Below are 23,868 nucleotides of genomic sequence, written 5' to 3'. Positions count from 1 at the left end.
TGAAAAATGTAAATCGCCGGCTGCGCCAGATAGCGCGGTGTCCGGCCGCGTAGCTTAAGTCTCCCACCGACAACACCGAACCCCTTCCAGCCTCGCTTATGCGGGGCTTTTTTTATGGAGCAAGCCCTCATGTCCCGACCTGCAACTGCCGCCGTTCGTCTCCTGACAGGCGAACGCGAACCCGTGCGCCTCGCGACTATGGCCGACATCCTCCTGCACGGCCTGCAGACGATCGACGGCGTGCCGGTCGAGGTCGGCGACCGCGTGCTGGTCAAGGACCAGGCCGACCCGACGCAGAACGGCATCTACACCGCGAGCGCAGGCGAATGGTTCCGTGCCGCCGACGCCCGCACCACGCGTACCCTGCAGAAGGGCACGACCGTTCACACCCAGATCGGATCGCTGAATGCAGACCGCGTGTTCGAGTTCACGGCCGACGAGCCGGCCGTCGGCGCCGATGCCATCACCATCGCCGCATCCGTTTCGCCCGACATCGCCGATGTGGTCGATGAGGTCGAAGCGCTGCGCGATGAAACCCAGGCCTTGAAGGATGCTGCCGCAGCCAGCGCCGGCCAGGCATCCGCCAGCGCAGCCGCTTCCGCCGCGAATGCCGGACAAACCACAGCCGACCGGGCTGCCACCAATTCCGATGCCGTCGCTGCCGCGGCGGCCGTCATCAGCGCTCAGGCTGCACGCGACGCTTCGCTCTACGGCAAGGGCATTTTCCCGACGACGGCGGCGGCAATCGGCTTCGGCGTCGCCGGCAACGGTGCGATCACGGCCGGCTCGGGCGGCGCCAACGGCATGTTCGACCTGGCGTTTACCGGCGGCACCGGCTCGGGCGCGGCCGGCCGCTTCGTCGTGGCGGGCGGCGCGCTGACGCAGATACTGATCACGGCGCCGGGCTCCTACACAGTGGCGCCGACGTTCAGTTTTGCGGCGTCGGCAGGGCTCGCCGCCGCCGCCGCCGCGGCGGTGCTGGGCAGGAATGTCGATGTCGGCGAGTATTTCTGGACCGAAGTTTCGAATGGTTCTTTGGGGTTGTACAATGTCGGGGCCGGACCGGTAGCAGCCGATACGGGTGTCCGGGCGGCAACGGCGGAAATTGCCCTGATCAGCTCAAGGATCGTCGGACGCGTTCCGATCACGGGTTCCGTCGGCGGCACGGTGATTACGAACGACAGCGTCTATTTTTGGCCTGGATCGCTGTCGACGGTCGATGAATATCTGTCGACCTTGGAGCTTGGATTTGGCATCGTGCCGGGGACAGCCCACATCGTTATTGCCCACGTCGAGGGCGACGGGACGCTTAGCCTGGTTTCCGACCAGACAATGTCCGTTCCAGCCGGCCCGTCGTCTGTTGTTTCAGGGCTTTCGATCCTGAAGCCTGCCGGCAGCGTCATGGGCCTCCAGCGCACTGGCGCTGGTAGCTGGTACTATACTGCCGGGGCAATTCCGAACGGCGAAGTCGAGTGGTTCACGGCGGCGGTTCCGGCCTCGCACACTGCCAAGACTATAGGCGCTGTAAATGGTCCGCAGTGGAAGGCGACCTTCACCGGCGAAGTCGCCGTCAAGGCGCGTGCTGCCTATACCACAGCAAACGGTCTCGTTTCCGCTGTTGGCGTTAGCCAGGAAATCGGCTGGCCGACGCTGGTCAACACGGGGTCGGACGTTCCGGGCAGCTACAGCGTCATCATGCAGACGCCAGCGCCAGCCGACGGCCATATTACAGCGGTCGACGTTGGCGCTGGCGCTGGCGCCGGCGCTGCGCTCATTCATGTAGTGGACTATCTCGGCGGGTTGGTGGTCAATGTCCTAAGCACATATGCGGTGACGCTGGTCAACGGGGTCGCTCATATCCCGCTGGGTATCCCAATCCCAGCCGGCAAATATCCGGCGATCAGCGGTGGCGCCTACAAATTTCAAAACAACGTCAACCCGCAAGGCATCCCGGCATGGATCAAATCAGGCGCGCTGTCGAATGGCGCGACCGTAGCATCGTCCGCCCAGCATCGGTACGAGGTCCGCTTTACGATCAAGACCGGTCTGCTCGCCGATGCCGACCGGGCCTTGACCGGCGGCGCCAGCAATACCGGCATGAACCTGCTGGCTGACGCCGATCCGAACGGCGTCGTCGATGCGACCGCGCTGTTTGCGTCCGCGGCGAGCGCTCATCCCAATCCCCATGTGCCGCCTGGAAATTTCGCCTTGACGGCCATTCCCGCATCTGGCGACGGTTTTTGGGGACCTGGCAAGCCGGCCGTCAACAGTAAGCGCTTCTTCATTCCGCGCCGGCCGTCGCTGCAAAATCTCTATGACGGCTTTCGCGCGACGATGGCCGAACACATCGCCAACAACGATGTGCTCTGCCTGATCGCCGATAGCATCGGCCATTGGGCGCTTGCCAGCGACGGGCCGAAACACTGGTTCAACCTGGTTACGCGTTTTGCCAATATCGGCATTGCCGACGATGAACCGGGCATGACTGCTTTGCGGCCAAGCTCTACCTATCTTCCGACTTTCTATGGCGTCACCGTCGCCGGGAGCGTGTTGACAGGGTCGCGCGGGCCGATCGGCGAGAGCATCATCCTCGCCGCCGGCGCGTCCTTGGCGTTTACCGGCACCTATGAACAGGTCGACGTCCACTACACTCAGGACGCCGCTCAGGGATCGCTTGCCTTTGTCTTCAACGGCGGCGCGGCGTACAAAACCGTCAACTGCGCTGGCGCCCTGGCGCTTGATCAGTATTCGGGGCCTTCGCTCACCGGGCAGGCGGCAAGCGGCAATTACACTCTTACGGCTGTCGGCGGTCCTGTCGAGATTACCGGGCTCATCAGGCTTGGCGTCAAGGCGGCCGGCTCGCGTCCGCGCCTGCGCACCTTGCGCGCGGCACACGGCAGCTATGCCTTCTCGTCATTCAACACCGCGCGTCTTACATCGGCCGCCGCTCAATGCGGCTACGCCGGCGGCAAGATCGTGCCCATCCTGGCGCTCGGCATCAATGACAGCTTTGGCACGCCGCCGGCCACGATATCGGCAAACATCGCAACAATCATCAACACGTTGGAAGCGGCCGCTGCACCGCGTATCCTTGTGATGCCGCCGACGCGGCCGTCAGCCGCATGGGATGCAAGCTACACGGGCGGTCGGACCTATGATGCCGCCCTTGGCGCAATCCGTCAGACCTATCGATCGCGCAATGTGCTGACCATCCCGATCGACGGCTTCGACTACATCAATTCGGGAAACTATCAAGAGGGCTTGCATTTCAACGATGCCGGCCATGACGGCAATGCGCTGCGCTTCATCGAACAAGTCGCGGAAAGGGGATAAGCAATGGCATTCGCTATTCAGCATAAGGGCGAAATCATCACCGAGCTCGAGGAGGGCGAGGAATGGCTGGTGGTGGGCGCAATGATCATGGTCGCAAAGCCGAAGGATCCGGCACACAGCCGCGAAATCCCGGTTCCTGACGGCGACATTGAGGGTCTCGTTGAGGTCTGGGTAGGCGGCGCCGTAGTCGACGCTGGACGCCATTCGCAGGCAATGGCAGGATGAGGTCGGCGGGGGCTATCCTTGGAGGATTGTCCCATGGCGCATGCCGGCAGCATCATCGACATCTATGACGACTATTACGCCGATGGAAAAGTAGCCGCAAAACGGGACATAGCTTCAAACCAGTCGGTCGGGCACATCGAAGCGGTCATTCAAGGCCAATTCTTCGACAGGATTCTTGACATCGGGGCGGGCGAAGGTGCGGTGCTGGATAAGCTGAACAGGAAGGGGCTCGGTAAGAAGCTTGGCGCCGTCGAGATTTCGAAGAGCGGCGTCGAGGCCATCAAGGCAAGAAAAATCGCCAAACTGGACAGCATCGACGTATTCGACGGCTATCACATCCCTCATCCCGACAAGTCGTTCGATCTTGGGCTTGCCATTCACGTCGTCGAACACGTCGAGCACGAACGGATGTTTCTGAGGGAGGCGGCTCGGGTCTGCGAGAAGCTCTATATTGAAGTGCCTTTGGAGCATACGCGAGATCTCAGGAAGGCCATTCGGATGTCAGGGCCGTATGGGCATATCAACTTCTACACGACCCAAACGTTTGAAAACCTTCTCAAAACGTCTGGGCTAAAGGTCGAACGGCTAAAGGTTTTTGCGCACGACCTCGCTTATGAACAGCACCTGGCTGGCGAAAAAAAAGGATGGGTAAAACACAGACTGCGGACCGAATTTCTAAGGTTTGCACCCAAGACGGCGATGCGCAGCATGGCCTACATGGCCGGAGCTCTGTGCTCAAGTCGCTGATCTAGCAGCAGCGCCGCCGATTTGCTTTGCAGGATTACCGCCGACCATACTAAAGGGCGGCACGTCTTTCGTGACGACAGAGCCCGCACCAACGACCGATCCCTTGCCGATCGTTACGCCCTTGAGAATAATGACGTTGAAGCCGATAAAAACACTGTCTTCAATCTTCACTGGCGCAATGGTGATCTTTGACCAGTCCTTTTTTCCCTGATGCCAGTCGGCGACATCTTCCTTGCGGTCTTGCCAACCCGTCGCGTGTGAGTTGTGATCGACGACTGTGGTACCCCAACTAATGATCACGTCATCCCCGATTTCGATCTTCTCAGCCGCCACGAGGTGGCTCTTGCCGATATAGGATCTTTTTCCAACGGTGATCTTTGCATCGGCGCGATCGAAGGAAAAGACGCTGTTGATGATGCATTCTTCGCCGATCGCATGCTTGCCTCGCCGCAAACTGCGGACGCTCCGCAAACTTAGCTTCGTTGCGGGGCCGGAGTTGATGCCGGCTAGGCGGTAGAGGAATGGTGGAACGAATGGCATATCAGTTGCGGCCGAAGCGCGACTTTCGCACCCTCTCAGCGAAAAGCTGCGATCGCTCGAAGAAATGCTTCCAATGTTGGTTTTCAGATACCCCTTCGAAGAATGCCCGCGCCGCGTCTTCGAGGTCCGAATCAATAATTGCACGTGGGATCGGTGGCTCGTCGGCTAACTGAGCCGACAACCGAAATCGGCTGTTCGCAATAGACAGGTCAGCCTCCATCATCCATGCGTCTCTTTACGGCCTAGCTATTGCGACAAGCGGCGGCGGTTTGCAAGCTTGCGAGACGATCGAGTCCGCCAGCCTAGACGCGTGAAAATCGCCGAAAGACGTCAGAACAATCGGGAGCCGCGCGAGTCACACCAACATGGCGCTGCAACTCGACCAGAAATCCTGGGGGAGAGGTTTCGGCTAGAGTTTATCGCTGACGCGGACGCAGACCCACCGCGGGCGGAGCCGCTACCGTCTGCTGTCCTGCGGCTTCTGGTGAGGTTCCTGGCTTTTCGACCACCAGACAAAATACAGCGAGCCCATCTTCATCACAGGCACGCGGCGGTCGCGTTCCCTGGCCCGCAACTCACGATAGGTCTTCATCTTCAGAGTGCCGCCAGGCAACCTGATACGCACTGCCATCGGTCCAACTCCCGTTGTGCAACGCAGCAATTTTCGTGCAATGCGGTAAGTAGAGACCTTCCGTTGCGGAAGAGTCAACAGCAGGATCATCAACTTATTTTGCGAGCTGCGGAGGCTTCGCGGTGCCAGGCGGGCAGGGCCGGCCGAAGGAGCTTCATCCTGGCGACTGATCATCAATCAGGCGCTGGCGGTTCGACCACCAGGTGAAATAAACCCGGCCGATCTTGACGACGGGTATGCGGCGGGCGCGTTCGCGGTCGCGCAATTCGCGGTACACCTTCACCTTCAGCGTGCCGCCAGGCATCCTGATACGCACCGCCATCGATTCCGCCACCCCATTGTGCAATGCAGCATCAGAGACCTTCCGCTGCGGAAGAGTCAATGCCTGCCCGCTGACTATTTCTGGGACTAGTCGAGCGGTCTTGAGGTTTGGGCGCGCGCGGCCGTTCCCGATCCCGCACGGAGGCGTCATTGCTCAGTCGGCATCGTCTGGTGCGCGGGCTATTTCCTGGGCGAGGATTTTCTGGGCGAGGATGGGCGATCGGACACGCCGCTCGGCCACCAGATGACGAAGTAATTGCCGACCTGCCAAACCGGCACCTCGCGGTTCTGCTCGCGGCGCCGCAGCTCGTTCCTTTTCTTGATCTTCAAGGTGCCGCCCGGAAGCCTGATTCTTATCGTCACGTGTCCTCCCGTACCCGCTACAGGTACGAACGATAGACGGGAACAGTTTCATCCCGGCTAAGCAATTTCATCCAGGTCGAGCAATTTCAGGCGCGGTAGACGCAGGAACCGGGACCTGAGCGAGATCGCCGGAACTGGCTTCATTTGAAGAAATCCGCAATGCCGTTGATGGCCAGCACCGCATAGACGATCGGTCCGACGATAAACGCACAATAGAGGCAGAGGATCGCCGCCAGCACCAGCAGCAGCGGCTTGTCGCGACCGACGGCGCGGAGTTCGGACTTCACCGACCAGCGCGCCGCAGCGGTTTGTTCATCATCAGACATGTGCACCATCCCGCGGCCATTTCACACGGCGGATCGAAAACATCAACCTTCCTTGCCACGGCAACATCGGCACGGGCTGCCGCCCAATTCTGCTTTGCCGCCACGCATCTGCTTTTTCAACCTCAAAACCTTGCCCGCGAGGGCGGAAAGGACTGCCCATGGACATGACGTTCAGGGGCGCCGCCAGGCGCCTCGATGATATAGACTTGCCGAAACTCGGTGCCCGGATCGGCGTCGGCGAGGACGAGATGCACGCGTTCCTCGATGTTGAAACCAGCGGGCACGGCTTCGACGCCGTTGGCCGGCCGGTCATCCTATTTGAACCGCACGTCTTTTACCGCAACCTGTCGGGTGCCAAGCGGGCACAAGCGGTAGCCGCCGGCCTCGCTTATCCGAAGTGGGGCGAGAAGCCCTATCCCATGGATAGCTACCCACGGCTCAGGGCAGCTTGTGCGATCGACGAAACCGCGGCGCTCAAATCCGCGTCATGGGGGCTGGGTCAGGTCCTCGGCGAGAATTTCAAGGCCGCGGGCTTCCTTACCGTGCAGGCGATGGCCGAGGCAATGATGGCGGACGAGGCGCTGCAGCTCGGCGCGGCAATCGACTTCATCGTCGAGAACCGGCTCGACGGCAATCTGCGCAATCATGACTGGTCGGGATTCGCCAAGGGCTACAACGGCGCCGGCTATCGCAAAAACTCCTACGATACCAGGCTTGCCGAGGCCTATCGCAAATGGTCGCGCATCAAGGACACGCCCTGGCCGTCTGCCGGTCCGGCGTCATCCGCGGTCGTCCCTGCAGCCCCGCCAGAGCCCGCTAAGCCAATCGCCGTTCCACAAGCGACCGCTACGCCCTCTGTGCCTCCTGTGCCTGCCGCCAGGCCCGGCTTCTGGGCAGCGCCGATCGCCGCCATCCTCAAACTATCAGCCATCCTCAAACTGTTTGGAAGGAAATGACATGTGGACCCGGATCAAGAGCTTTTTCCGCGACAGCGAGACAATATTCTGGGCGCGGCTTCAGGCGGCCATCGGCGTCATCGCGGCCATCGTTACCTATGTCGACCCGCAGGTTCTTTCGCCGATCATCCCGGGGGAATGGTTCCCCTGGTTCCTCGTCATCAACGGCGTTTTGACCGAGTTCCTTCGCCGTCGCCGCGCGGAGGATCTGTGATGGCAGCGCTTCTCAGCATTCTCAGCGCCATCCTCGGCAACAAGGTCGTCATGACGGTATTCGCCGCTGTGGCCGGCGGCATCGGCCTTTATGTTGCGGGCGGCATCAACCGGGCGAAGAAGGAGGCGGTCAAACAGGCCGAGGCAAAAGTCGCGGCCGCCGAAGACCGCCTGGAAATGAGGCGCGAGGCCGCCGCCGAAGAGCGCAAGGCCGCCGGCATGGCCGATGCGGCAGCAAGAGCGGAGGCTGCGAAATGGGCAAAGCGCTGATCCTCTGCGTGGTGCTCGCCGGCTGCACGACAACCGCACCGGCCGGCAATCCGCGCCAGGTCTGGTGCGACCACAACCAGCCGCGCCGGCCATCGGCGGCCGTGGTCGCCGCCATGACCCGGCCAGAGCTCGACGAGATGAACGCCTTCAACGGGCAGGGCGCCAGATGGTGCGGTTGGACGCCATGATGCACGAATTGCTCGATGTTCTGGGCATCAAGGCACCGGTGTTGGTCGCCGGCTTGTCCGGCGGCATTTTGCGGGCCTTGTCGCGCCATCGCTACAAAGTCCGCGAAATGGTGGCCTCGCCGATCTGCGGCGCGCTGGCGGCGGCCTATCTGACGCTGCCGGTCGTGCATTATTTCCGCGCCGCCGGCCTGCCCATCCCTTCTCCGGACGACGACACCACGACGCTGGCCGCGGCTTTTCTGATTGGCGTCTCGGCGATGTGGATTTCGGACATCGTCTTCGAGGTTATCGTGCGCCGGTTCGGGCCGGTGAAGGAGGAATAAGCCGCCCAAGCCCGACGAAATAGTGACGTTCGGTTGGAGCCCGCCGCGCCGCAAGGTGCGGCGGGCTTTTTGCATTTTCCCTCGCATTCTGTACGATCTGCCTCTGCGCGACGGCGGCTCGATCCGGCGCTGCCCGAGCAAGATGCGGGTTAGGCATGGGAGATGGTGTCATGCTTGCCAAGGTCCTGACACAAGCGGCGGTCCTGACAGCCGGGGCGCTTCTGTTTGCCGCGACGGCCCACGCCCGGCCGGACAGCCGCGCGATGACGTGCGAACAGGCACAGCTTCTGATCCAGAGGCGTCGCTCGGTGGTGCTGACCACCGGCCAGAACACCTACGACCGTTACGTCCGCCAATTCGGCAATGAATGCGACTGGCCGCAGGTGCCGCGCGCCGCTTATATCAAGACGCGTGACGGTCAATGTCCGGTCTATCGCTGCCAGGATCCGGTCTTCGACCTCCCGGACTGAAAGCAAGGGTTTTTCATCCGGCCGCCGATGCAGAATGCGGAAGGCGGTGGCTCATTCCTCGTCGAAAGCACCACGTTCCCGTTCGAGATCGCGCGAAATGACGCGTTCATCGGTGTCGTCCGGCAAGGCCTCGTCGCTTTCCTGGTAAGCGTTATCGTCGTCCTCCTCCGGCAGTTCGCCGCTTTTCTCGACGTCATAGCGAATATCGCCGTTTTGCGGCACGCCGTTAGGGAGGATTCTCCCGCTCCGGATGGCATCCCAGTCCTGCTGCTGGATCGTCGGGCTCTCCGTCTCGTCGTCGGTTCGTTCTTTCCTGCGCGGTTCCATCGCCGGTTCTCCATAATGTCAGCGGCCCTGAATTGGCTCAGTGGTTGAACTCATAAGTCTGGCGGCCGGTTCCGTGCCGCTGCGGTCCGGGCGCATTGCCGCACGACGGAACCAATCGCGCCTGCCCGCCTTCACATTCAGAAGATACTGGCGCGAAAGGAGCTCGATATGAGACCGCTCATTTTCTTGCCGTATATGCTAGGTGCGCTGCTGCTGGCGGTGCCGGCGGCCGCGCAGCCGGGCGAACAGGCGCAATCCGACCGCTGCAAAGTCGAGCTGCCGGACCAGAACAGCGAGCAGCAGAAGCCGGCCGGCAACAATTTGTCCGATACGCTCGAGCCATGCGGTGGGGTCCTGAAGCCCCCGCCAACGGGCGATCAGGGCATGGCGGCGCCACCGCCGGACGAGGGCAGGACCCCGGTGATCAAGCCCGGCGAGGTGCCGCCACAGCCGCCAAAGCATTAGCAGCGACGAGCGGCAACTTCGCGCCGCTTGCGCCGGCAGGTTTGTTGCACTCGCTTAGGAACATTAGCTTGTCCTAAATGTTATTTCAGACGCAGTAGATATCACCCCCCTCCGGTATCGCTGCTGATCGGGAAACCGATCGGCCCGCGTCTTGCGACGCGGGCCACCGCAGTTCATTCGCAGTCCATTCGCCGCACCGCACGGGCACTTCACCGCTGTTCGATTAGCCGCCACTTACGGAACAACAAGGTGGCGTGGGCGTTTGCCTAGAGGGTTCGCCGCTTCGACCGGAATGCCGCGTCGCAATTGTAAGGGCGAGGCCCGTAAAAACAGGAGTAGACGATGAAAATCCACCTTGTTCCTGCTGCGGCGGGATTGGCGTTGCTTGCCGGCGTCGGCGTGGCCACCGCGGACCAGGTGATTGTCACGCCCGAACAGCAGACGGTCATCCGCGAATACGTCCACAAGCACCCGCTTGCGTCGATCAGTCTTCTGGGGGTGGAGCTCAATATCGGTTCCACGTTGCCCGATACGGTCGAGCTGCAACCGATCGATGTTCCAGACGTGCGGTACAGATACGTCGTCGTCGGCAATCGCACCGTGCTCGTCGACCCAGGCACCCGCAAGATCGTGCAGGTCATCGAGTGATCGGCGTTGCCAAACCGCGAACCGGGTTTGGAAAGGTCACGGTCTAATAACCAAATCAGAGCTCCATCCCGAGCGATCGGGATGGAGCCCTTATCGTCTCGAAACAAGGAAAGGAGCCATTCCCATGCTGCCGCATGTCGAGCCGGTCAACGTGGCCGCCGCCGTCGACAAACTGCTTGCTGAACGAGGCGATGGCCTGCTGTCGATGAAGGCGGCGATAGCACTGTTGCGCGAACGCACCGGAACCGAGCGCTCGGACGCGGACCTTGAAGGGCTGATCATCAAGAAGGCGGCGCTCCTCGGCGTTGCTGTCCTGTGTGACAGAGAGGTTCAATAACGGTGTTGCCTGCCGCTCATGACGCGGGTCGAAATTTCAGCTAGAACAAGGTTGCTTACGCATGAACCGAGCCGACGGAGGTATCAGTGACGGACAGGCAGGAACGGATTCGCCAGCGGGCACACGCGATCTGGGAACAGGCAGGCAGGCCCGATGGGGCACATCAGCAGCATTGGGATCAGGCTACCGCCGAAATCGACGCGGAAACCGCCGCGCCGGGGACCGCCAGCCGACCGAAGCCGAAAGCACGCCAGCCTAAGCCGGCCGCCGCCAAGGAGGAAACCAAATCCAAGGCGCGACCACGCAAAGCGTGAACTCGAGCGGATTTGATTCCATCGCTGGATCTCGCCGTTCGGTTGGACGGGACCAGTCCTAACCGGTCCCGCTGCCGTAAGCCCACCCGCGATTGTAAACCCGATTGTCGCGGCTAACTACTTACCGCAATTGTTGTCGTTGACAGTCGGTGAAACCGTCCCGGCAGGCTTGTTGGACGCATCGGGTTGAGCTCCTTGCGGGGTTGCAGGGCAGTTTTCATCCGCATTGGAGTTCGTGGCACCCGTCGTACCCGTCGTGCTGCTGGTCGTGCCAGGGTCAATACCGTTCGGCTTGGGCTGGACGACGATGCTCTTCTCGCTGCCAGGCGCATTGTTGTCCGAGCCGGCGTTCTGGGCCATCGCCGCGGTCGCCAGACCGGCTGCAAGTATGGAGGCTGTCAGGATTTTCGTAAGCATGCTGATCTCCATCATTCGGTTATCATCATGTGGCGACTACGGAGAAAACAACCCGGGTGATGGAAGGTTCCTGCAAAAATGACGCAGCACGGTGAAGCAAACCCGCGCAGCGCGGACCTTCTCGGTCCATTGTTCTATTGCCGTATGTAGGTTTGATGTTGTGGTTTGCAGATTAGGAATTCGCCTTCTTTTGGCCGCCGACCGTCGCGACGTTCATCTGTTACGGCGCCGTCAGCTCACACTCGCATCGCTTCAATCGGTAGAGGCCATCCCAAAGTAAAACTTTCGGAAAATTTCACTACAAATTTCACGCGGCTGTTCTTTGAAAATATACCATGGAGCCAGCGAGTTGATCGGCAAAGAAACCGATTATATCCTTGCAAATTAGTAGGTATGCAACCGGCGATCTCGCGGGCTGTTCAGCGCAACTACAGCAAGGAGAGTGTTATGACCACCATAATCAAAACAATCACCGATGCGGTGGCAGGCGGCGCAGTTATTTTCATGCTCTCGATGCCCGTGAATGCGGCGGACGGAATTGCCGTTGGTGTTGGAACATCCATCGGCGGCAACGGCGGCATCAAAGCCGGCCTCGGCGCGACGGTTGGCGGTCGCGGCGGCATCAACACCGGTGCCGGCGCAACGGTTGGCGGCAGCGGCGGCATCAAGGCAGGCCTCGGTGCCTCGGTGGGCGGCAGCGGCGGCATCAACGCCGGTGTCGGCGCGACGGTTGGCGGTTCCAGTGGCATCGCCGCGGACGCCGGCGCATCGGTCGGGGGCAGAAGCGGCATCAACGGCGGTGCCGGCGCGACGATCGGCGGTCCCAGTGGCATCGCGGCGGGCGCCGGGGTAGGTATCGGCAGCGGCGTTAACGCAGGTGCCGGGGTCAGGGTCGGCAGTGGCATCAATGTCGGCGCCGGTGTCGGGATCGGTGGTGGAAGCAATCCGTCCAACCCGGGCAGCCCGTCCAATCCCAGCAATCCCAACAATCCCAGCTTGCCCCAGGTCGTTGCCGACATGTCGGGCGACAAGTTGGCCAGGATGAAGAAGCGCTGCGTTGACGTGCTCAGCAGCGCAGGCACTTACGACAGCGATCTGCGCCAATTGTGCCTGCTGATCGCCCGCCGCTAAGGCGAATACATCGGAAGAAATGTCGGACCGGGCCGAGAGGCCTTCGTCCACCAAACCTCCTGCAGTCCAAAGCCCGCCATTGCGGCGGGCTTTTTTGCCGAGCACGTGGCGGCAGCATGGCGGGGGCTCACACGAGCACGCGCCTCAGTGTGTTTGACGGCCAGGATCCGGCGAAGCGGACGCTCCGTCTTCCAAGGCGTCCCAGCCCACGGCGGGGCTGCTTTGCATCAGCTGAGGGCACGCAAACTCCGCCAGATCGGTTTCCGCGAAGCCGTCGAACTCGATAGCCGCCCCGTAGAGCTGGGCTGCTTGCATGACGAGCCATTCGATGTCTTCGCGCGCAACATTCTCGGCGAGGTTCTGCAGTCGCGCGGCTTCGGCGACAGCAGTCAGATTGATGGCAATCCCGGACCGCAATGTAGCCCGAACTCGGGAACTGACGTCTTCGTGCAGGCGAACCGAAAATCCGTAGCGCATGGAAAAACCTTCCCTTCAGGAGCGGTTTGTCCCTCGTGTTCCACGATGCGCCCAGGATTCGCGACTGGCAAGCGAAATTCCTTAAAACTCGTTTTATGTCAAATAGTTAGCGTATTTTGTTGATTGCCCATTTGATGCTTGTTCCGCTTCATCGGACTTCTGCATGACTCGCTGATCTGAAGGCCTTGACGCATTCTGCTCACGTACCTAACTATACAGAAAATTAGGAACATACTAACTCAGCTGCATTTAGGCTGGTATGACTGGAGGCCCGAGATGTCCGAACTGGAACGCCCGGAACGATTGCAGATCATGCTGACCGCCGATGAACTGGCGGCGTTGGAGAACTGGCGCTTCGACAAGCGCATGCCGAGCCGGTCGGCCGCGGTACGGGAACTTTTGAGGCGAGGCCTCACAGCCGATGGTTTCCTGACGGCAGCGCATGGGACCAAGTCGCGCGACTTCGGCATCCTGCCGCATTCTGCAGATGGTGACGGGGCAGTCGAGGGGTCTTCCAGCAGCGAACAGTGACATCTCCAGCGACCCCGTTTGCCCGCCGCACCTCGTATGGCCTTCATGGCCTCTGGGTACCATCAAGCAGCTTGGTCTATCTGTGTGGCCCTCCGCGGTCGGTTGACAGAGCTGGCGTTGCAGATACATTGCACAGGACTATACAGGTGCAATGAACAGGTATGCCTATGGTCCGCCGCGTGGTCCCATCGTCTCCCGGTACGGGCAAGCCCGAACAGATCGCCACGGTTCTCGAACATGAAATCCGCTCCGGTGTTCTGGGCTTCGGCGACCGGTTGCAAAGCGAGAACGAGCTCGTCCAGCGTTTCTCCGTCAGCCGCAACACCGTTCGCAAGGGCCTCGAGGAACTGTCCAGCCGCGGGCTGATCACCACCAAGGTCGGCATCGGCTCTTTCGTCACCTTCGATGGCAAGCCCGTTGATGACTCAATCGGTTGGTCGCGGGCGCTCGCCAACGCCGGCGCAAATGCCGAGACGCGGACGCTGCGGCTCGAGGTGATCGAGGACCCCGATCTTGCCGCACTGCTTGGTATAGAAAACCCGTTTTTCATCGCTGTCGATCGGGTGCGCACCAATGCCAGCGACGGCCACGCTATCTCCATTGAGCGCAGCCGCCTGCCATTGTCACCCGAACTGGAGGACGTGCCGTTGCGCGGCCTGCGCGAAGGCTCACTCCACCAGACGCTGCGCGGCGCCGGCCTCATTCCCGACCATGGCGAGGAATGGGTCGGCATTGAAATGCTCAACGCCGACGATGCCGCAATCCTCGGCTGCCCGCAAGGCACGCCGTTCCTGCGTGGTCGCCGGTTAACCCGCGCCGCCGATGACCGGCCGATCGAATATGTGACCAGCCTGCTCAACCCGGCGCATTTTGCGCTGCATATGAGGTTCTGAGAGATGCCGGACGACACCGGGAGCATAACCGATCGGGCTATGGGAGCGCTTGTGGGCGGGGCACTGGGAGATGCGCTGGGAATGCCGACGCAGCTTTTGTCGCCGGCGCGGATTGCCGAACTCTACGGTCATGTCGAGGACTTCATTGCTCCTTTCCCCGACCATCCGGTGTCGAAGGGACTCCCGGCCGGGACGATCACCGACGACACAGAACAGGCGCTTCTGCTTGGCCGTATCCTGGTCGAATCCGGTAACCGGTTCGACCATGCGAGGTGGGTCAGCGCGCTGCTCGACTGGGAACGCGATGTCAAGGCGCGCGGCAGCTACGATCTGCTGGGACCATCAACCAAACGCGCCATCGACGCGATCAATAACGGTATGCCAGCCGAGGAAGCGGGACGCAGCGGCGACACAAATGGTGCAGCCATGCGCATCGCGCCGGTCGGCATCATGATGCCGCCAGAGCCGCTTGACGCATTGGTCGGCAAAGTGGCCGAAACTTGCAGGGCGACGCACAACACGTCAATCGCAATCGCTTCGGCCGCAGCGGTCGCTGCCGCCATCAGTCGCGGCATCGCTGGCGGTGACTGGCGCGCCGCTTCCGACAGAGCCATCGCCGGGGCGAGGCACGGGGCAACGCTCGGCTATTGGGTGACCGGCGGTGACATCGCCGCGCGCATTGGGTGGGCGCAGAAGCTCGTACGCGGCAAGGAGACGAGTGACGCGATCCGGCTGATCACCGATCTGGTCGGCACCGGCGTCGCCAGTCAGGAGTCCGTTCCGGCTGCATTCGCGGTGCTGGAAGTCGCCGGCGGCGATCCCTGGCAAGCGGCAGTCATCAGCGCCAATCTCGGTGGCGACACCGACACGATCGGCGCCATCGCGGCCGGCATGGCCGGTGCCTGCACCGGCTTTTCCCGATTGCCACAGAAACACATCGCCCGGATCAAAGGCCTAGACATTGGGCGGGTGCGCGCGCTCGCCGCCGACTTGGTCGCCCTGCGGGCGGCGAAGAGCAGGTCCGGCAAGGATGCGGCAGCATGAGCGGGCGTCTCGTCCATATCGGCAGCGCGGTGGTCGACTATGTCTACCGCATCGATGCCTTGCCGGCACCGGGCACGGAGAAGACCGCGTCAAGCTATGCACAAGTCGCTGGCGGCGGCTTCAACATGATGGTCGCGGCCAGCCGCACCGGCATGAAGGTGGTGTTCGGCGGCCAGCTCGGCAGCGGACCCAATGGCGACTTCCTGCGCGCGGCCTTAGCAACTGAGGGAATCGAGACACTCACGCCGCCATCGGCGGTTATGGACAGTGGCAATTGCGTCGCCATGATCTCGAGCGATGCCGAGCGCACCTTCGTCTCATGGCCTGGTGCGGAGAGTGTGCTCAGCCTTGACATGATGGCGCTCATCTCGGTCGCACCGGGCGACTGGGTGTTCACCTCCGGCTATACGCTTAGCTATCCGGGAAGCCGAGAGGCGCTTGTCGACTGGATCGAGGTGCTGCCGGCGGAAATTCCTTTAGTCGTCGATCCGACGCCGATCATCTCAGACATTCCGCGCACCATTCTCGACCGGGTGCTGGCGCGCACGAGCTGGCTGAGCTGCAACGCCACCGAAGCGGCTGAGATCGCCGGCACCGGCGATGTAGAGGCTATTGCTGCCCGGCTGCTGGCCAGCCACTGCCCCAACGCGGCAGGCGTTGTCGTCCGCGCTGGCGCAAAAGGCTGCTTCGTGCGGCTGGCCGACGGCACCGCCCAAGATGTGCCCGGGTTCAAGGTCGCGGCGGTAGACACTAACGGCGCCGGCGACACTCATATCGGCGCCTTAGTCAGCGCGCTGTCGCACGGCGTGTCGCCGTTCGAAGCGGCGCGTTACGCCAATGCGGCGGCGGCGCTCTCGGTCACCCGCCATGGCGGGTCGTCGGCGCCGAACGACCAGGAGATCCAGCGATTCCTCAGCCATGACGATCGACCGACGACCGTGCATGGCCGGAAGCAAGAGGCCCATTTGTGACAGCCTAATGGGATAACAAGCCCGCCAACCGGGCAATAATGAGAGGAACGAACATGCGCATGCCCAAACTGACTGCTTTTCTGACGGCAACCGCTGTCTTCGCTTCGGCGCTTACGCTGGCCGCCAGGGCCGACGAGGTGCACGTACTCAACTGGAAGGGCTATGGCGCCGACGAGCCGTGGGCCATAGCCGCCTTCGAAAAGGCAACCGGCAACAAGGTCGTCAACGACTTCTTCAATTCCGAACAGGAAATGCTGACCAAGCTCAGGACCAATCCCGGCCTTTACGATGTCGTCATGATCAATGCCGCCTTCAACGATCAGGCGATGGCGGAAAAGCTCATTCAGCCGATCGACACGTCCAAGCTGCCGAACTATGCCGACATCAGCAAGGACAAGGCCGGATCATCGATGCTTGTCCATGACGGCAAGGTCTATGGGGTGCCGTGGGTTTGGGGGCTGACGGCGCTCGCCATCAACGACAAGTCATTCGACAAGCCGCCGACCAGCATCGCCGAAATGTGGGATCCCGCCCACAAGGGCCGCGTTACCATCCGTGACGATGCCGTCGAGGCCGTGCAGTTCGGCGCCATCGCTACCGGCCAGAACATCAACGACGTCAAGGACATGGAGGCGGTCAAGGCGAAGCTGACCTCGCTGATGCCGCAGATCAAGACGTTCTGGAGCTCGGAGAACGACTGGAACCAGATGGTTGCCTCCAACCAGATCGACATCGGCACCTATTGGAGCGGCTCGGCCGACCGCGCCAAGACGCATTTCAAGCTGCCGGTCTCGCTGGTCATTCCCCAGGAGGGTGCCGTCGCCTGGCTTGACGCCTTTTCCATTCCGGTTGGTTCCAAGAACGTCGCCGGGGCGCAAGCCTTCATCAACTACATGATCGACCCGAAGTTCTATGTCGAATGGGTCACCAAGGTCGGAGCCCCGGTATCCGCCAACACCAAGGCTGTAGAAGCACTTCCCGGGGATGCGTTCAACCGCAAGGTGATGGGTGACCCGGCAGTCGCCAAGCGCATTCAGTTCCAGGCGCCGATCACAGACGCCCAGCGCGAAACCTATCTGTCGCTCTGGCAGCAGCTCAAGGTCGACGTGAAGTAACAGCAGAAGCCGGGATCAGCCGACCAAACATGTCGGCTGATGCTTCCCCATCCTGGGAGGAGGATGTCATGGCAGCACAGGTTGCGGCCGCGTCGCGCAGCGGATTGAGATCGGCCTTGCCGCTGCTGGCGCCTGCCTATCTCTGGCTGACGGTTGCGATCTTCCTGCCGCTCTCAGCCATGGTCTTCTTCTCCTTCATGACCGACCTGCCGCTGTCGGGAAAGCCGTGGGCATTCACGCTTGAAAACTATGCCGCCTTCTTTTCACAAAGCCTTTATCTGACATTGCTTTTGGCCTCGCTGCGCCTCGGCCTCGAGGTGACGCTGTGGTGCATCGTCATCGGTTATCCCGCCGCTTATGTGCTGGCCAAGGTGCTGAAAGGCCGCAGCCGAGAGGCGATTTTCCTGCTCGTCATCCTGCCGTTCTGGTCGAACGGGCTGGTGCGCATCTTCTCCTGGGCGATGGTGCTGCGTGAAGGAGGCATTCTCGACACCGCGCTCAACGCCGTGCTGCCGTTCAAGATCAACATCGACCTGATGTATTCTTATCCGGCTGTCATCATCGGGCTGGTGCACTCCTACGTGCCTTACATGGTGCTGACCTGCTACTTGACCCTGCAGGCCATCGATGACTCGCTGATCGAGGCCGGGCGCTCGCTCGGCGCCTCGCGGCTGCAGGTGCTGAAGCGGCTCATCATTCCGCTGTCGATGCCGGGGCTAGTGGCGGGCGCAGCCCTCATCTTCGTCCCGGTCGTTGGCTCGTTCATGGAGCCGCGCATCCTTGGCGGCCGTATCGGCACCTTTTATGGCACTGTCATCGAGGACCAGTTCGTCGCCGTGTTCAACTGGCCGCTGGGTGCTGCGCTCTCCTTCATCCTGCTGGCCGTCGTGCTGGTCATCCTGGCGGTTGCCTCGCCGGTGCTGAGGAGGGCTACGTGATGGCGACGACACGGGTCCTCGAATGGCTCGGCCGCCTCTACATCTGGCTATTGCTTGCCTTCCTCTATGTGCCCATCATCATTATGGCTCTAATGTCTTTCAACGTTTCGCCCTTCTACCAGCTGCCGTTCGAATGGACGACGGAATGGTATGCTTCGCTGTGGCAGAACGACCAGCTCATCTCAGCAACCTGGAACAGCCTCGAGATCGCTGTCATCACCACCATCATTTGCGTGGTGCTTGGCTCGGCGGCGTCACTGGCGCTCTACCGTTATGAGTTTCGCGGCAAGAAATTCCTGCAGGCGCTGCTGTTTCCGCCAATCGCCATTCCGTGGCTGATTACCGGCACGGCGATGCTGATCTTCTTCTTCGGCGTCGGCATCGGGCGCGGCCTGTTCGCCATCCTGCTCGGCCACGTCGCGCTTGCACTGCCCTATGTCATCGTCGTGGTGTCGGCGCGACTGCAGACCTTCGCGCCCGAGTTGGAAGAGGCGGCGCGCTCGCTCGGCGCCAATCAATGGCAGGTGACGAACCGCGTCACGCTGCCCTGGATCATGCCGGGCGTCATCGCCGGAGGGCTGTTCGCCTTCGCCGTGTCCTTCGACCAGTTCGTCGTATCCTACTTCCTGTCGACGCCCGGTCAGACGACGCTGCCGGTCGAAATCTACGCCGCGATCCGCAAGGGATTCACACCAGAGATCAATGCAGTCTCGACAATCATCATTGTCGTGTCGATGGCACTGATGCTGCTGACGGCGCGCTCCTTCAAATTCGGCGGAGAGAAGTAATGGCTGGCGTCCAAGTAGCGAACGTGTCGCGCGCTTTCGGTGCCCATAAAGCGCTGGACGATGTGTCTATCGATTTCGCCGATGGCGGCTTCTATGCCCTGCTCGGGCCGTCAGGCAGCGGCAAGACCACGCTGCTGCGACAAATCGCGGGCTTCGACTTTCCCGATTCCGGCCGCATCACCATAGGTGGTGAGAGCGTCGAACGGGTGCCGGTCGAAAAACGGCGCATCGGCATGGTGTTCCAGAACTACGCCCTGTTTCCCAACATGAGCGTTGCCGGCAATGTCGCCTTTGGCCTGTCGGTGCGCGGCGAGCCCAAGGCGGTGATTGCCAGCGAGGTACAGCGCGCACTCGACCTCGTGCAACTCGGCAGGCTCGGCGGCCGCCGGCCGCATCAGCTGTCCGGCGGCCAGCGCCAACGGGTTGCGCTCGCTCGCGCGATCGTCATCCGGCCGCGCGTGCTGTTGCTTGACGAGCCACTCGGCGCGCTGGACAAGGCGCTGCGCGTCGACATGCAGATCGAGCTCAAGCGCATCCAGCGCGAGATCGGCATCACCACCATCTTCGTCACCCACGACCAGGAAGAAGCGCTGACGATGAGCGACCGCATCGGCATTCTGCGCGATGGCAAGCTGGTGCAGGAAGGCTCGCCCGAGGAGATCTACGATCGGCCGAAGAGCGAGTTTGCCGCCACTTTCCTGGGCGACGCCAACATCCTTCGCGGCGACAGCACGGGCAACGGCATCCGACTGCCTGACGGAACGGGGATTGCCGCAGGCGCGGGGGCTACGCTTGTCGCCGGCATGAAGGCGAGCTGCGCCGTGCGGCCCGAACGAATCCGCATCGCCACCAATGCCGGCGTTCCGGACCGAGCCCATGCCAACATGCTCACGGGGCGGGTCTCCAAGCGTATCTTCGCCGGCAACAACAGCACGTATTTTGTCGATCGCGATGGCCAGACAATCAAGGTCATCGTGCAGAACACCGGCATCGAAAAGCTGGCGGAAGGACAAGAGGTGGTGCTGCGCTGGTCGCTGGAGAGTACGGTGCTGATCGCCGCGAGCTAGCAGATTCAATCCTTCAGTCTTGCCAGACGCCCCGCAGTCGGGGAAAGCATGGTTGGGCAAACTCCGAAGCGGAATACTCGATGCCCCTTGAATTGAATGCCGGCGACCAGTCGATGCTGCATGGCGAGCAAGGCTCGGCAGCCGCTGCCGCCATGAAGATCCTGATTGCCTTTTCGAAGGCGGTCGGGGCGCGCAAGTTGCTGGACATTGCCGGTGCCCATATCGACGGCTGCCTCTATCACGGCCAGGCCAGCCTCGATTTCGTCGAAAGGCTGATCGAGGGCGGCGGCCGCGTTCGGGTGCCGACGACGCTGAATGTCGGCTCGTTCGATCTGATCCATCCCGGGCTGGTGAAGATGACGGCCGCGGAAGAAGTGCCGGCGCGCCGTCTGATGAAGGCGCATCTGGAACTCGGCTGCCAGGCGACCTTCACCTGCGCGCCCTATCAGACGCGGTTCCGGCCAGGGTTTGGCGAGCAGATCGCCTGGGGTGAATCCAACGCCATCGTCTTTGCCAATTCGGTGATCGGCGCGCGGACCAACCGCTATGGCGATTTCGTCGATTTGTGCTGCGCAATGACCGGGCGCGCGCCGGCATGGGGGCTGCACCTGAGTGAAAATCGACGAGGCCAGGTCCTGTTCGAGCTGACCGACGCTGCCTTAGAGCCAACCGACGCTCTGTTTGTCGGGGTTGGGCTGATCATCGGGCAAAGGGCTCGCGACCGCATTCCGGTGATATCGGGCCTGCCGCAGCCGCGCGACGAGGACCAATTGAAGGCGCTGGGGGCGGCGGCGGCAACGACGGGTGCCGTGGCGCTGTTTCATGCCGTCGGCATCACGCCGGAGGCGAAGACGCCGGATGAGGCGTTGCACGGCCTGGCGCCGGAGGAAAAAATCCGGATCTCTCGCGCTGACATCCACCATGCGCTGGCCAGGCTGTCGAGCGTCCCCGATGGCGTGCAGCTTGCAGCCGTGTCGTTAGGCACGCCGCATTTCTCCTATGACGAGTGGATGCGCCTGTTGCCGCTGCTGCGCGAAGTCGGTCCAGGCAAGGGTGTCCCAATCTATGTCAACACAGGGCGCGCGACGCTGACGCGGCTGCAGGAGGAAGGCGCACTGGCCGGCATGGAAGCCTTCGGCCTCGTTCCGGTCACCGACACCTGCACCTATGTCACGTCGATCCTCGAGCGTCTCGATGGCGTGGTGATGACCAATTCGGGCAAATGGGCGCATTACGCACCTGGCAATATCGGTGTCTCGGTGGCCTTCGGTGACATGGAAGACTGCGTCCGCTCGGCTGCGGCCGGCCGCGTCGTGCGAGGCGCGCCATGAAGACGCCGGCCAGAACCGGTACATTCCACCTTTCCGGCTCGGCACAAGGCCCAGCGCTGGTGCTTTCGCAGGCGCTCAGCTTCTGGGGCGGGATCGACGTCGAAACGGGCGACATCATCGACCATTCGCATCCGGACCTGGGCGGCAATATCGCCGGCAAGATCCTGGTGATGCCGAGCGGGCGAGGGTCGTCGTCCTCGTCTTCGGTTCTGGCCGAAGCGATCCGCAGAGGCACGGCGCCGGCCGGCATTATCCTGGAGCGGCCGGACCCGATCCTTGCCGTCGGCGCCATCGTTGCCGAATTCCTCTACGAAATCAGCATGCCGCTGGTTGTCTGCGACATGTCAGGCATTGTCTCCGGCGACCGGATCGCAATCGGTCTGGGCCAAGATGCGCAAGCGATGGTGAGCAAGCTCTAGCCGGCCATCAGTCCCGCCGTGCCCCGCCGCCAGTAGGCTGCGGCCAGTGTTTCGTTGCGGCCGAGCGCCAGCGTGCCGCGCCAGTGTTCGCGCACCGTCCTGGCGGCAGTCGCTTCCGCCGCGAACCGGCCGAATGCCGAACCGGCCGGCCATGCGACCAACCTTACCCACAGGAGCGAAATGGCATGGTCGGCCGTGATAGCGGGCAGATGCGCTGGTTTCGATCGGGCAGCATGGCGGTTATGCTGCCGCTGGCGCTGTCTGTCCTTGCGCCGTCTTGCGGGTTCAAGGCGCTGGCCGGCGAGACGGTCGTCGCCGGCGGCGGAGACGAAGGCGCTGTTGGTATTGGGCGGCGCATCTATGATCGGCTTCGGCCCTCCGTTCAGATCTCCGGAATGCTTTCCCTGAAGATCACCTGCAGCCTTGGCTGGTGCAATTCGTAAGGCAAGCCCCTGACCGCATGGCTCAAGGTGTTGAGCGCTTCACGGGCTTCGACGCGCGGGTTCTGGTCGATGACCGCGTCGAGCGTGCCGTCGAGCAGAAGCTCCTTGGTGCCCTCCGTTACCTCATGGCCGAGAAAGACCGTCGACAGCGCGCGCCCGCGCTCCTTGAGTGCGCGGGCGATGCCGGTGTTGCCGGCGCCGACATTGTAGATGGCGGCCAGGTCCGGGTGCCGATCCAGCAGGGCGGAAGCCTCCGAATAGGCCTTTTCCCGATCGTCGAGCATTTCGCGCATCTCGACGATCTGCAGATTGGGCGATTCTTCCGTCAGTATGTGGCGGAAGCCCATCTCGCGCTCCTCGTGGCCGCGATAGGAGAGCGAACCGGCGAACAGCGCGACCTTGCCCGGACGCCCGGCACCCATGAAGCGGTTGAGAAGGTAGCCGGCGAGCCGGCCGGCGGCGCGGTTGTCGATGCCGATATAGGCAACCCTCGGCACATGCAGGATGTCGGAAGCGATGGTGACGACCTTGACGCCGCTGGCCGAAAGCGAGCGGATCGCCTCGCGGACCGTCGGATGGTCGAGCGCGATCACGCCGACGCCTTGCGTCTGCCCGTGCAGTTCCTGCAGCAGACGCGCAAGCCGGTCCGGATTGAAGCCTTCGATGGTAGCGACGCGGACGTCGAGGTCCGGCCGCGCCTGCGCCTGCGCCTCGATCTGGCGGTGCAGCATCTTGATGAAGGAATTGGTGCCGGCGGGCAGGGCGAAATCGAGCCGTATTACCTCACCGCGCAGCGCGTTGAGCGAGCTCGGATTATTCGAATTTTCAGCGATATAGCCAAGCCGCTGCGCCGTTTCGAGCACGACCTCGCGGGTGCGCGCCCGAACCCCGGCGCGGTTGTTGAGCACACGGTCGACCGTGGCGGCCGAAACGCCGGCCTCCCGGGCTATGTCTGTCAGGGTGGACCGCACTGTCGATCACCTCATTCCAAAACGCGCCAGGGGCGCATCGAGATCACGCATTTCATGGGTCCACCGTCGGAGAGCGGCTTCATCGCCGTCCGCGATTCTGATGGGAAATGATGTAACCGGCCTTGGCCGATGCGCTAGCCGCTGCGCTACACCAAAATGCCCAAGCAGACCAAAGCGGGGAGGTGGGCAGCCGGGCTCCCTCAAATTCAAGCACCGGCTTCAGTGTGAGAGCCTTGATAAACGCCATCCTTCCCCTCCCATGAGATGTTATGAGGTGTATTGATTATTTATGATGTTGACAGGCTTCGTATAGTGACGTCAATATCCATCATAAG

35 protein-coding genes are annotated in these 23,868 nt (G+C 62.1%); 24 read left to right on the top strand and 11 right to left on the bottom strand.

The annotated features are described in order from the left end of the window. Positions 1–129 precede the first annotated feature (129 nt). Genes NKI24_RS27130 through NKI24_RS27120 form a run of 3 tightly spaced genes read left to right on the top strand, consistent with a single transcriptional unit; the run spans position 130 to position 4,305 of the window. On the top strand, positions 130–3,333 hold the full coding sequence (locus tag NKI24_RS27130; RefSeq protein ID WP_352749795.1) for an SGNH/GDSL hydrolase family protein: 3,204 nt from the start codon (positions 130–132) through the stop codon (positions 3,331–3,333). Positions 3,334–3,336: 3 nt separating this feature from the next. After that, a complete protein-coding gene (locus NKI24_RS27125; RefSeq protein WP_352579390.1) occupies positions 3,337–3,558 on the top strand; it encodes a hypothetical protein in 222 nt (73 codons plus the stop codon). Positions 3,559–3,591: 33 nt separating this feature from the next. Continuing rightward, positions 3,592–4,305: a class I SAM-dependent methyltransferase gene (locus NKI24_RS27120; RefSeq protein WP_352749792.1), complete on the top strand. Its 714-nt coding sequence runs from the start codon at positions 3,592–3,594 to the stop codon at positions 4,303–4,305. Here the strand turns inward: NKI24_RS27120 and NKI24_RS27115 are convergent. The 6 genes from NKI24_RS27115 to NKI24_RS27090 form a co-directional block, all read right to left on the bottom strand. Further along, complete coding sequence (locus tag NKI24_RS27115; RefSeq protein WP_352579389.1) at positions 4,294–4,845, bottom strand: acyltransferase; 552 nt, start codon at positions 4,843–4,845, stop codon at positions 4,294–4,296. The genes NKI24_RS27120 and NKI24_RS27115 overlap by 12 nt on opposite strands. Before the next feature lies 1 nt (position 4,846). Next, a complete protein-coding gene (locus tag NKI24_RS27110) occupies positions 4,847–5,068 on the bottom strand; it encodes a hypothetical protein (RefSeq protein ID WP_352749790.1) in 222 nt (73 codons plus the stop codon). A gap of 234 nt (positions 5,069–5,302) precedes the next feature. Further along, the gene (locus tag NKI24_RS27105; RefSeq protein WP_023675754.1) at positions 5,303–5,476 is read right to left on the bottom strand and encodes a hypothetical protein; all 174 of its coding nucleotides are present in this window, start codon (positions 5,474–5,476) and stop codon (positions 5,303–5,305) included. Between the two features lie 154 nt (positions 5,477–5,630). Beyond that, positions 5,631–5,798 (bottom strand): hypothetical protein, encoded by a 168-nt coding sequence (locus NKI24_RS27100; protein ID WP_352484420.1) that lies wholly within the window; start codon positions 5,796–5,798, stop codon positions 5,631–5,633. Between the two features lie 179 nt (positions 5,799–5,977). Further along, positions 5,978–6,160, bottom strand: coding sequence for a hypothetical protein (locus tag NKI24_RS27095; protein ID WP_352474194.1), 183 nt, complete (start codon positions 6,158–6,160; stop codon positions 5,978–5,980). Positions 6,161–6,300: 140 nt separating this feature from the next. Continuing rightward, positions 6,301–6,486, bottom strand: coding sequence for a hypothetical protein (locus NKI24_RS27090; RefSeq protein WP_352749787.1), 186 nt, complete (start codon positions 6,484–6,486; stop codon positions 6,301–6,303). A gap of 158 nt (positions 6,487–6,644) precedes the next feature. Between NKI24_RS27090 and NKI24_RS27085 the strand changes: the two genes are divergently transcribed. From NKI24_RS27085 to NKI24_RS27060, 6 genes are all read left to right on the top strand, one after another. After that, complete coding sequence (locus NKI24_RS27085) at positions 6,645–7,442, top strand: N-acetylmuramidase family protein (RefSeq protein WP_352452707.1); 798 nt, start codon at positions 6,645–6,647, stop codon at positions 7,440–7,442. A 1-nt stretch (position 7,443) separates the two neighbouring features. Next, positions 7,444–7,656 carry a hypothetical protein gene (locus NKI24_RS27080; RefSeq protein ID WP_352452708.1) on the top strand — a complete coding sequence of 71 codons (213 nt, stop codon included), beginning with the start codon at positions 7,444–7,446 and terminating at the stop codon, positions 7,654–7,656. Next, a complete protein-coding gene (locus NKI24_RS27075) occupies positions 7,656–7,925 on the top strand; it encodes a hypothetical protein (protein WP_352452709.1) in 270 nt (89 codons plus the stop codon). The genes NKI24_RS27080 and NKI24_RS27075 overlap by 1 nt, the downstream gene beginning before the upstream one ends. Continuing rightward, the gene (locus NKI24_RS27070; protein WP_352452710.1) at positions 7,910–8,113 is read left to right on the top strand and encodes a hypothetical protein; all 204 of its coding nucleotides are present in this window, start codon (positions 7,910–7,912) and stop codon (positions 8,111–8,113) included. Before NKI24_RS27075 ends, NKI24_RS27070 begins: the two co-directional genes overlap by 16 nt. After that, a complete protein-coding gene (locus tag NKI24_RS27065) occupies positions 8,113–8,436 on the top strand; it encodes a hypothetical protein (RefSeq protein WP_036245970.1) in 324 nt (107 codons plus the stop codon). The genes NKI24_RS27070 and NKI24_RS27065 overlap by 1 nt, the downstream gene beginning before the upstream one ends. A gap of 170 nt (positions 8,437–8,606) precedes the next feature. Further along, entirely contained in the window at positions 8,607–8,906 is a 300-nt protein-coding gene (locus NKI24_RS27060) for a hypothetical protein (RefSeq protein WP_352749783.1), read from the top strand. Positions 8,907–8,957: 51 nt separating this feature from the next. Here the strand turns inward: NKI24_RS27060 and NKI24_RS27055 are convergent, their stop codons facing one another. Beyond that, a complete protein-coding gene (locus tag NKI24_RS27055) occupies positions 8,958–9,233 on the bottom strand; it encodes a hypothetical protein (RefSeq protein WP_352452712.1) in 276 nt (91 codons plus the stop codon). A gap of 168 nt (positions 9,234–9,401) precedes the next feature. On the opposite strand from NKI24_RS27055, the gene NKI24_RS27050 reads away from it, so the two are divergent. The 4 genes from NKI24_RS27050 (at position 9,402) to NKI24_RS27035 (ending at position 10,997) form a co-directional block, all read left to right on the top strand. Then, a complete protein-coding gene (locus tag NKI24_RS27050; RefSeq protein ID WP_352749781.1) occupies positions 9,402–9,698 on the top strand; it encodes a hypothetical protein in 297 nt (98 codons plus the stop codon). A gap of 342 nt (positions 9,699–10,040) precedes the next feature. Further along, positions 10,041–10,346, top strand: a complete 306-nt coding sequence (locus tag NKI24_RS27045) for a DUF1236 domain-containing protein (RefSeq protein ID WP_023675766.1) — start codon at positions 10,041–10,043, stop codon at positions 10,344–10,346. 124 nt (positions 10,347–10,470) lie between these two features. After that, positions 10,471–10,683 carry a hypothetical protein gene (locus NKI24_RS27040; RefSeq protein ID WP_352452715.1) on the top strand — a complete coding sequence of 71 codons (213 nt, stop codon included), beginning with the start codon at positions 10,471–10,473 and terminating at the stop codon, positions 10,681–10,683. 86 nt (positions 10,684–10,769) lie between these two features. Further along, positions 10,770–10,997 (top strand): DUF2934 domain-containing protein, encoded by a 228-nt coding sequence (locus NKI24_RS27035; RefSeq protein ID WP_352452716.1) that lies wholly within the window; start codon positions 10,770–10,772, stop codon positions 10,995–10,997. Positions 10,998–11,114: 117 nt separating this feature from the next. Here the strand turns inward: NKI24_RS27035 and NKI24_RS27030 are convergent, their stop codons facing one another. After that, entirely contained in the window at positions 11,115–11,429 is a 315-nt protein-coding gene (locus NKI24_RS27030; protein ID WP_352708981.1) for a hypothetical protein, read from the bottom strand. Positions 11,430–11,861: 432 nt separating this feature from the next. Here NKI24_RS27030 and NKI24_RS27025 point away from each other — a divergent pair, with 432 nt between their 5' ends. Then, complete coding sequence (locus NKI24_RS27025) at positions 11,862–12,545, top strand: hypothetical protein (RefSeq protein ID WP_352749778.1); 684 nt, start codon at positions 11,862–11,864, stop codon at positions 12,543–12,545. 144 nt (positions 12,546–12,689) lie between these two features. On the opposite strand, the gene NKI24_RS27020 is transcribed toward NKI24_RS27025, so the two are convergent. Then, positions 12,690–13,022, bottom strand: a complete 333-nt coding sequence (locus NKI24_RS27020) for a hypothetical protein (protein WP_352452718.1) — start codon at positions 13,020–13,022, stop codon at positions 12,690–12,692. A 276-nt stretch (positions 13,023–13,298) separates the two neighbouring features. Here NKI24_RS27020 and NKI24_RS27015 point away from each other — a divergent pair, with 276 nt between their 5' ends. The 10 genes from NKI24_RS27015 to NKI24_RS26970 all read left to right on the top strand — a co-directional run bounded on the left by NKI24_RS27015 (position 13,299) and on the right by NKI24_RS26970 (position 22,119). Next, positions 13,299–13,553: a hypothetical protein gene (locus NKI24_RS27015; protein WP_352452719.1), complete on the top strand. Its 255-nt coding sequence runs from the start codon at positions 13,299–13,301 to the stop codon at positions 13,551–13,553. Positions 13,554–13,720: 167 nt separating this feature from the next. Next, positions 13,721–14,446 (top strand): GntR family transcriptional regulator, encoded by a 726-nt coding sequence (locus NKI24_RS27010; RefSeq protein ID WP_352452745.1) that lies wholly within the window; start codon positions 13,721–13,723, stop codon positions 14,444–14,446. A 3-nt stretch (positions 14,447–14,449) separates the two neighbouring features. Further along, positions 14,450–15,490, top strand: coding sequence for an ADP-ribosylglycohydrolase family protein (locus NKI24_RS27005; RefSeq protein WP_352749661.1), 1,041 nt, complete (start codon positions 14,450–14,452; stop codon positions 15,488–15,490). After that, positions 15,487–16,461 (top strand): PfkB family carbohydrate kinase, encoded by a 975-nt coding sequence (locus NKI24_RS27000; protein WP_352749775.1) that lies wholly within the window; start codon positions 15,487–15,489, stop codon positions 16,459–16,461. Before NKI24_RS27005 ends, NKI24_RS27000 begins: the two co-directional genes overlap by 4 nt. A 53-nt stretch (positions 16,462–16,514) precedes the next feature. Continuing rightward, the gene (locus NKI24_RS26995) at positions 16,515–17,576 is read left to right on the top strand and encodes an ABC transporter substrate-binding protein (RefSeq protein ID WP_352749655.1); all 1,062 of its coding nucleotides are present in this window, start codon (positions 16,515–16,517) and stop codon (positions 17,574–17,576) included. Positions 17,577–17,644: 68 nt separating this feature from the next. Further along, the gene (locus NKI24_RS26990) at positions 17,645–18,514 is read left to right on the top strand and encodes an ABC transporter permease (RefSeq protein ID WP_352749772.1); all 870 of its coding nucleotides are present in this window, start codon (positions 17,645–17,647) and stop codon (positions 18,512–18,514) included. Then, positions 18,514–19,302 (top strand): ABC transporter permease, encoded by a 789-nt coding sequence (locus NKI24_RS26985; protein ID WP_352749652.1) that lies wholly within the window; start codon positions 18,514–18,516, stop codon positions 19,300–19,302. Before NKI24_RS26990 ends, NKI24_RS26985 begins: the two co-directional genes overlap by 1 nt. Then, entirely contained in the window at positions 19,302–20,369 is a 1,068-nt protein-coding gene (locus tag NKI24_RS26980) for an ABC transporter ATP-binding protein (protein WP_352452725.1), read from the top strand. The genes NKI24_RS26985 and NKI24_RS26980 overlap by 1 nt, the downstream gene beginning before the upstream one ends. A gap of 80 nt (positions 20,370–20,449) precedes the next feature. Then, the gene (locus NKI24_RS26975; protein WP_352749769.1) at positions 20,450–21,700 is read left to right on the top strand and encodes an aconitase X; all 1,251 of its coding nucleotides are present in this window, start codon (positions 20,450–20,452) and stop codon (positions 21,698–21,700) included. Continuing rightward, positions 21,697–22,119: an aconitase X swivel domain-containing protein gene (locus tag NKI24_RS26970; protein ID WP_352708556.1), complete on the top strand. Its 423-nt coding sequence runs from the start codon at positions 21,697–21,699 to the stop codon at positions 22,117–22,119. Before NKI24_RS26975 ends, NKI24_RS26970 begins: the two co-directional genes overlap by 4 nt. On the opposite strand, the gene NKI24_RS26965 is transcribed toward NKI24_RS26970, so the two are convergent. Then, positions 22,116–22,280 (bottom strand): hypothetical protein, encoded by a 165-nt coding sequence (locus NKI24_RS26965; RefSeq protein ID WP_352749767.1) that lies wholly within the window; start codon positions 22,278–22,280, stop codon positions 22,116–22,118. The two genes, NKI24_RS26970 and NKI24_RS26965, sit on opposite strands and share 4 nt — an antisense overlap. Before the next feature lie 221 nt (positions 22,281–22,501). Further along, positions 22,502–23,533 (bottom strand): LacI family DNA-binding transcriptional regulator, encoded by a 1,032-nt coding sequence (locus tag NKI24_RS26960; protein ID WP_352700173.1) that lies wholly within the window; start codon positions 23,531–23,533, stop codon positions 22,502–22,504. Between the last annotated feature and the right edge of the window lie 335 nt (positions 23,534–23,868).

This window comes from Mesorhizobium sp. M0701 (genome assembly GCF_040320365.1).
GTDB lineage: Bacteria > Pseudomonadota > Alphaproteobacteria > Rhizobiales > Rhizobiaceae > Mesorhizobium.
This window is presented reverse-complemented; position numbering and strand designations above follow the sequence as displayed.

Excerpts from the sequence above, each read along its gene's own strand:
- NKI24_RS27085 (WP_352452707.1), top strand. The coding sequence starts at position 6,645 with ATGGACATGACGTTCAGGGGCGCCGCCAGGCGCCTCGATGATATAGAC.
- NKI24_RS27030 (WP_352708981.1), bottom strand. The coding sequence starts at position 11,429 with ATGATGGAGATCAGCATGCTTACGAAAATCCTGACAGCCTCCATACTT.
- NKI24_RS27070 (WP_352452710.1), top strand. The coding sequence starts at position 7,910 with ATGGGCAAAGCGCTGATCCTCTGCGTGGTGCTCGCCGGCTGCACGACA.
- NKI24_RS27010 (WP_352452745.1), top strand. The coding sequence starts at position 13,721 with ATGGTCCGCCGCGTGGTCCCATCGTCTCCCGGTACGGGCAAGCCCGAA.
- NKI24_RS27045 (WP_023675766.1), top strand. The coding sequence starts at position 10,041 with ATGAAAATCCACCTTGTTCCTGCTGCGGCGGGATTGGCGTTGCTTGCC.
- NKI24_RS27075 (WP_352452709.1), top strand. The coding sequence starts at position 7,656 with ATGGCAGCGCTTCTCAGCATTCTCAGCGCCATCCTCGGCAACAAGGTC.
- NKI24_RS27125 (WP_352579390.1), top strand. The coding sequence starts at position 3,337 with ATGGCATTCGCTATTCAGCATAAGGGCGAAATCATCACCGAGCTCGAG.
- NKI24_RS27060 (WP_352749783.1), top strand. The coding sequence starts at position 8,607 with ATGCTTGCCAAGGTCCTGACACAAGCGGCGGTCCTGACAGCCGGGGCG.
- NKI24_RS27120 (WP_352749792.1), top strand. The coding sequence starts at position 3,592 with ATGGCGCATGCCGGCAGCATCATCGACATCTATGACGACTATTACGCC.
- NKI24_RS26985 (WP_352749652.1), top strand. The coding sequence starts at position 18,514 with ATGGCGACGACACGGGTCCTCGAATGGCTCGGCCGCCTCTACATCTGG.
- NKI24_RS26970 (WP_352708556.1), top strand. The coding sequence starts at position 21,697 with ATGAAGACGCCGGCCAGAACCGGTACATTCCACCTTTCCGGCTCGGCA.
- NKI24_RS26980 (WP_352452725.1), top strand. The coding sequence starts at position 19,302 with ATGGCTGGCGTCCAAGTAGCGAACGTGTCGCGCGCTTTCGGTGCCCAT.
- NKI24_RS27005 (WP_352749661.1), top strand. The coding sequence starts at position 14,450 with ATGCCGGACGACACCGGGAGCATAACCGATCGGGCTATGGGAGCGCTT.
- NKI24_RS27130 (WP_352749795.1), top strand. The coding sequence starts at position 130 with ATGTCCCGACCTGCAACTGCCGCCGTTCGTCTCCTGACAGGCGAACGC.
- NKI24_RS27105 (WP_023675754.1), bottom strand. The coding sequence starts at position 5,476 with ATGGCAGTGCGTATCAGGTTGCCTGGCGGCACTCTGAAGATGAAGACC.
- NKI24_RS27065 (WP_036245970.1), top strand. The coding sequence starts at position 8,113 with ATGCACGAATTGCTCGATGTTCTGGGCATCAAGGCACCGGTGTTGGTC.
- NKI24_RS27015 (WP_352452719.1), top strand. The coding sequence starts at position 13,299 with ATGTCCGAACTGGAACGCCCGGAACGATTGCAGATCATGCTGACCGCC.
- NKI24_RS27110 (WP_352749790.1), bottom strand. The coding sequence starts at position 5,068 with ATGATGGAGGCTGACCTGTCTATTGCGAACAGCCGATTTCGGTTGTCG.
- NKI24_RS26995 (WP_352749655.1), top strand. The coding sequence starts at position 16,515 with ATGCGCATGCCCAAACTGACTGCTTTTCTGACGGCAACCGCTGTCTTC.
- NKI24_RS27000 (WP_352749775.1), top strand. The coding sequence starts at position 15,487 with ATGAGCGGGCGTCTCGTCCATATCGGCAGCGCGGTGGTCGACTATGTC.
- NKI24_RS27025 (WP_352749778.1), top strand. The coding sequence starts at position 11,862 with ATGACCACCATAATCAAAACAATCACCGATGCGGTGGCAGGCGGCGCA.
- NKI24_RS27020 (WP_352452718.1), bottom strand. The coding sequence starts at position 13,022 with ATGCGCTACGGATTTTCGGTTCGCCTGCACGAAGACGTCAGTTCCCGA.
- NKI24_RS27050 (WP_352749781.1), top strand. The coding sequence starts at position 9,402 with ATGAGACCGCTCATTTTCTTGCCGTATATGCTAGGTGCGCTGCTGCTG.
- NKI24_RS27055 (WP_352452712.1), bottom strand. The coding sequence starts at position 9,233 with ATGGAACCGCGCAGGAAAGAACGAACCGACGACGAGACGGAGAGCCCG.
- NKI24_RS27100 (WP_352484420.1), bottom strand. The coding sequence starts at position 5,798 with ATGGCGGTGCGTATCAGGATGCCTGGCGGCACGCTGAAGGTGAAGGTG.
- NKI24_RS26990 (WP_352749772.1), top strand. The coding sequence starts at position 17,645 with ATGGCAGCACAGGTTGCGGCCGCGTCGCGCAGCGGATTGAGATCGGCC.
- NKI24_RS26975 (WP_352749769.1), top strand. The coding sequence starts at position 20,450 with ATGCCCCTTGAATTGAATGCCGGCGACCAGTCGATGCTGCATGGCGAG.
- NKI24_RS27040 (WP_352452715.1), top strand. The coding sequence starts at position 10,471 with ATGCTGCCGCATGTCGAGCCGGTCAACGTGGCCGCCGCCGTCGACAAA.
- NKI24_RS27090 (WP_352749787.1), bottom strand. The coding sequence starts at position 6,486 with ATGTCTGATGATGAACAAACCGCTGCGGCGCGCTGGTCGGTGAAGTCC.
- NKI24_RS27080 (WP_352452708.1), top strand. The coding sequence starts at position 7,444 with ATGTGGACCCGGATCAAGAGCTTTTTCCGCGACAGCGAGACAATATTC.
- NKI24_RS27115 (WP_352579389.1), bottom strand. The coding sequence starts at position 4,845 with ATGCCATTCGTTCCACCATTCCTCTACCGCCTAGCCGGCATCAACTCC.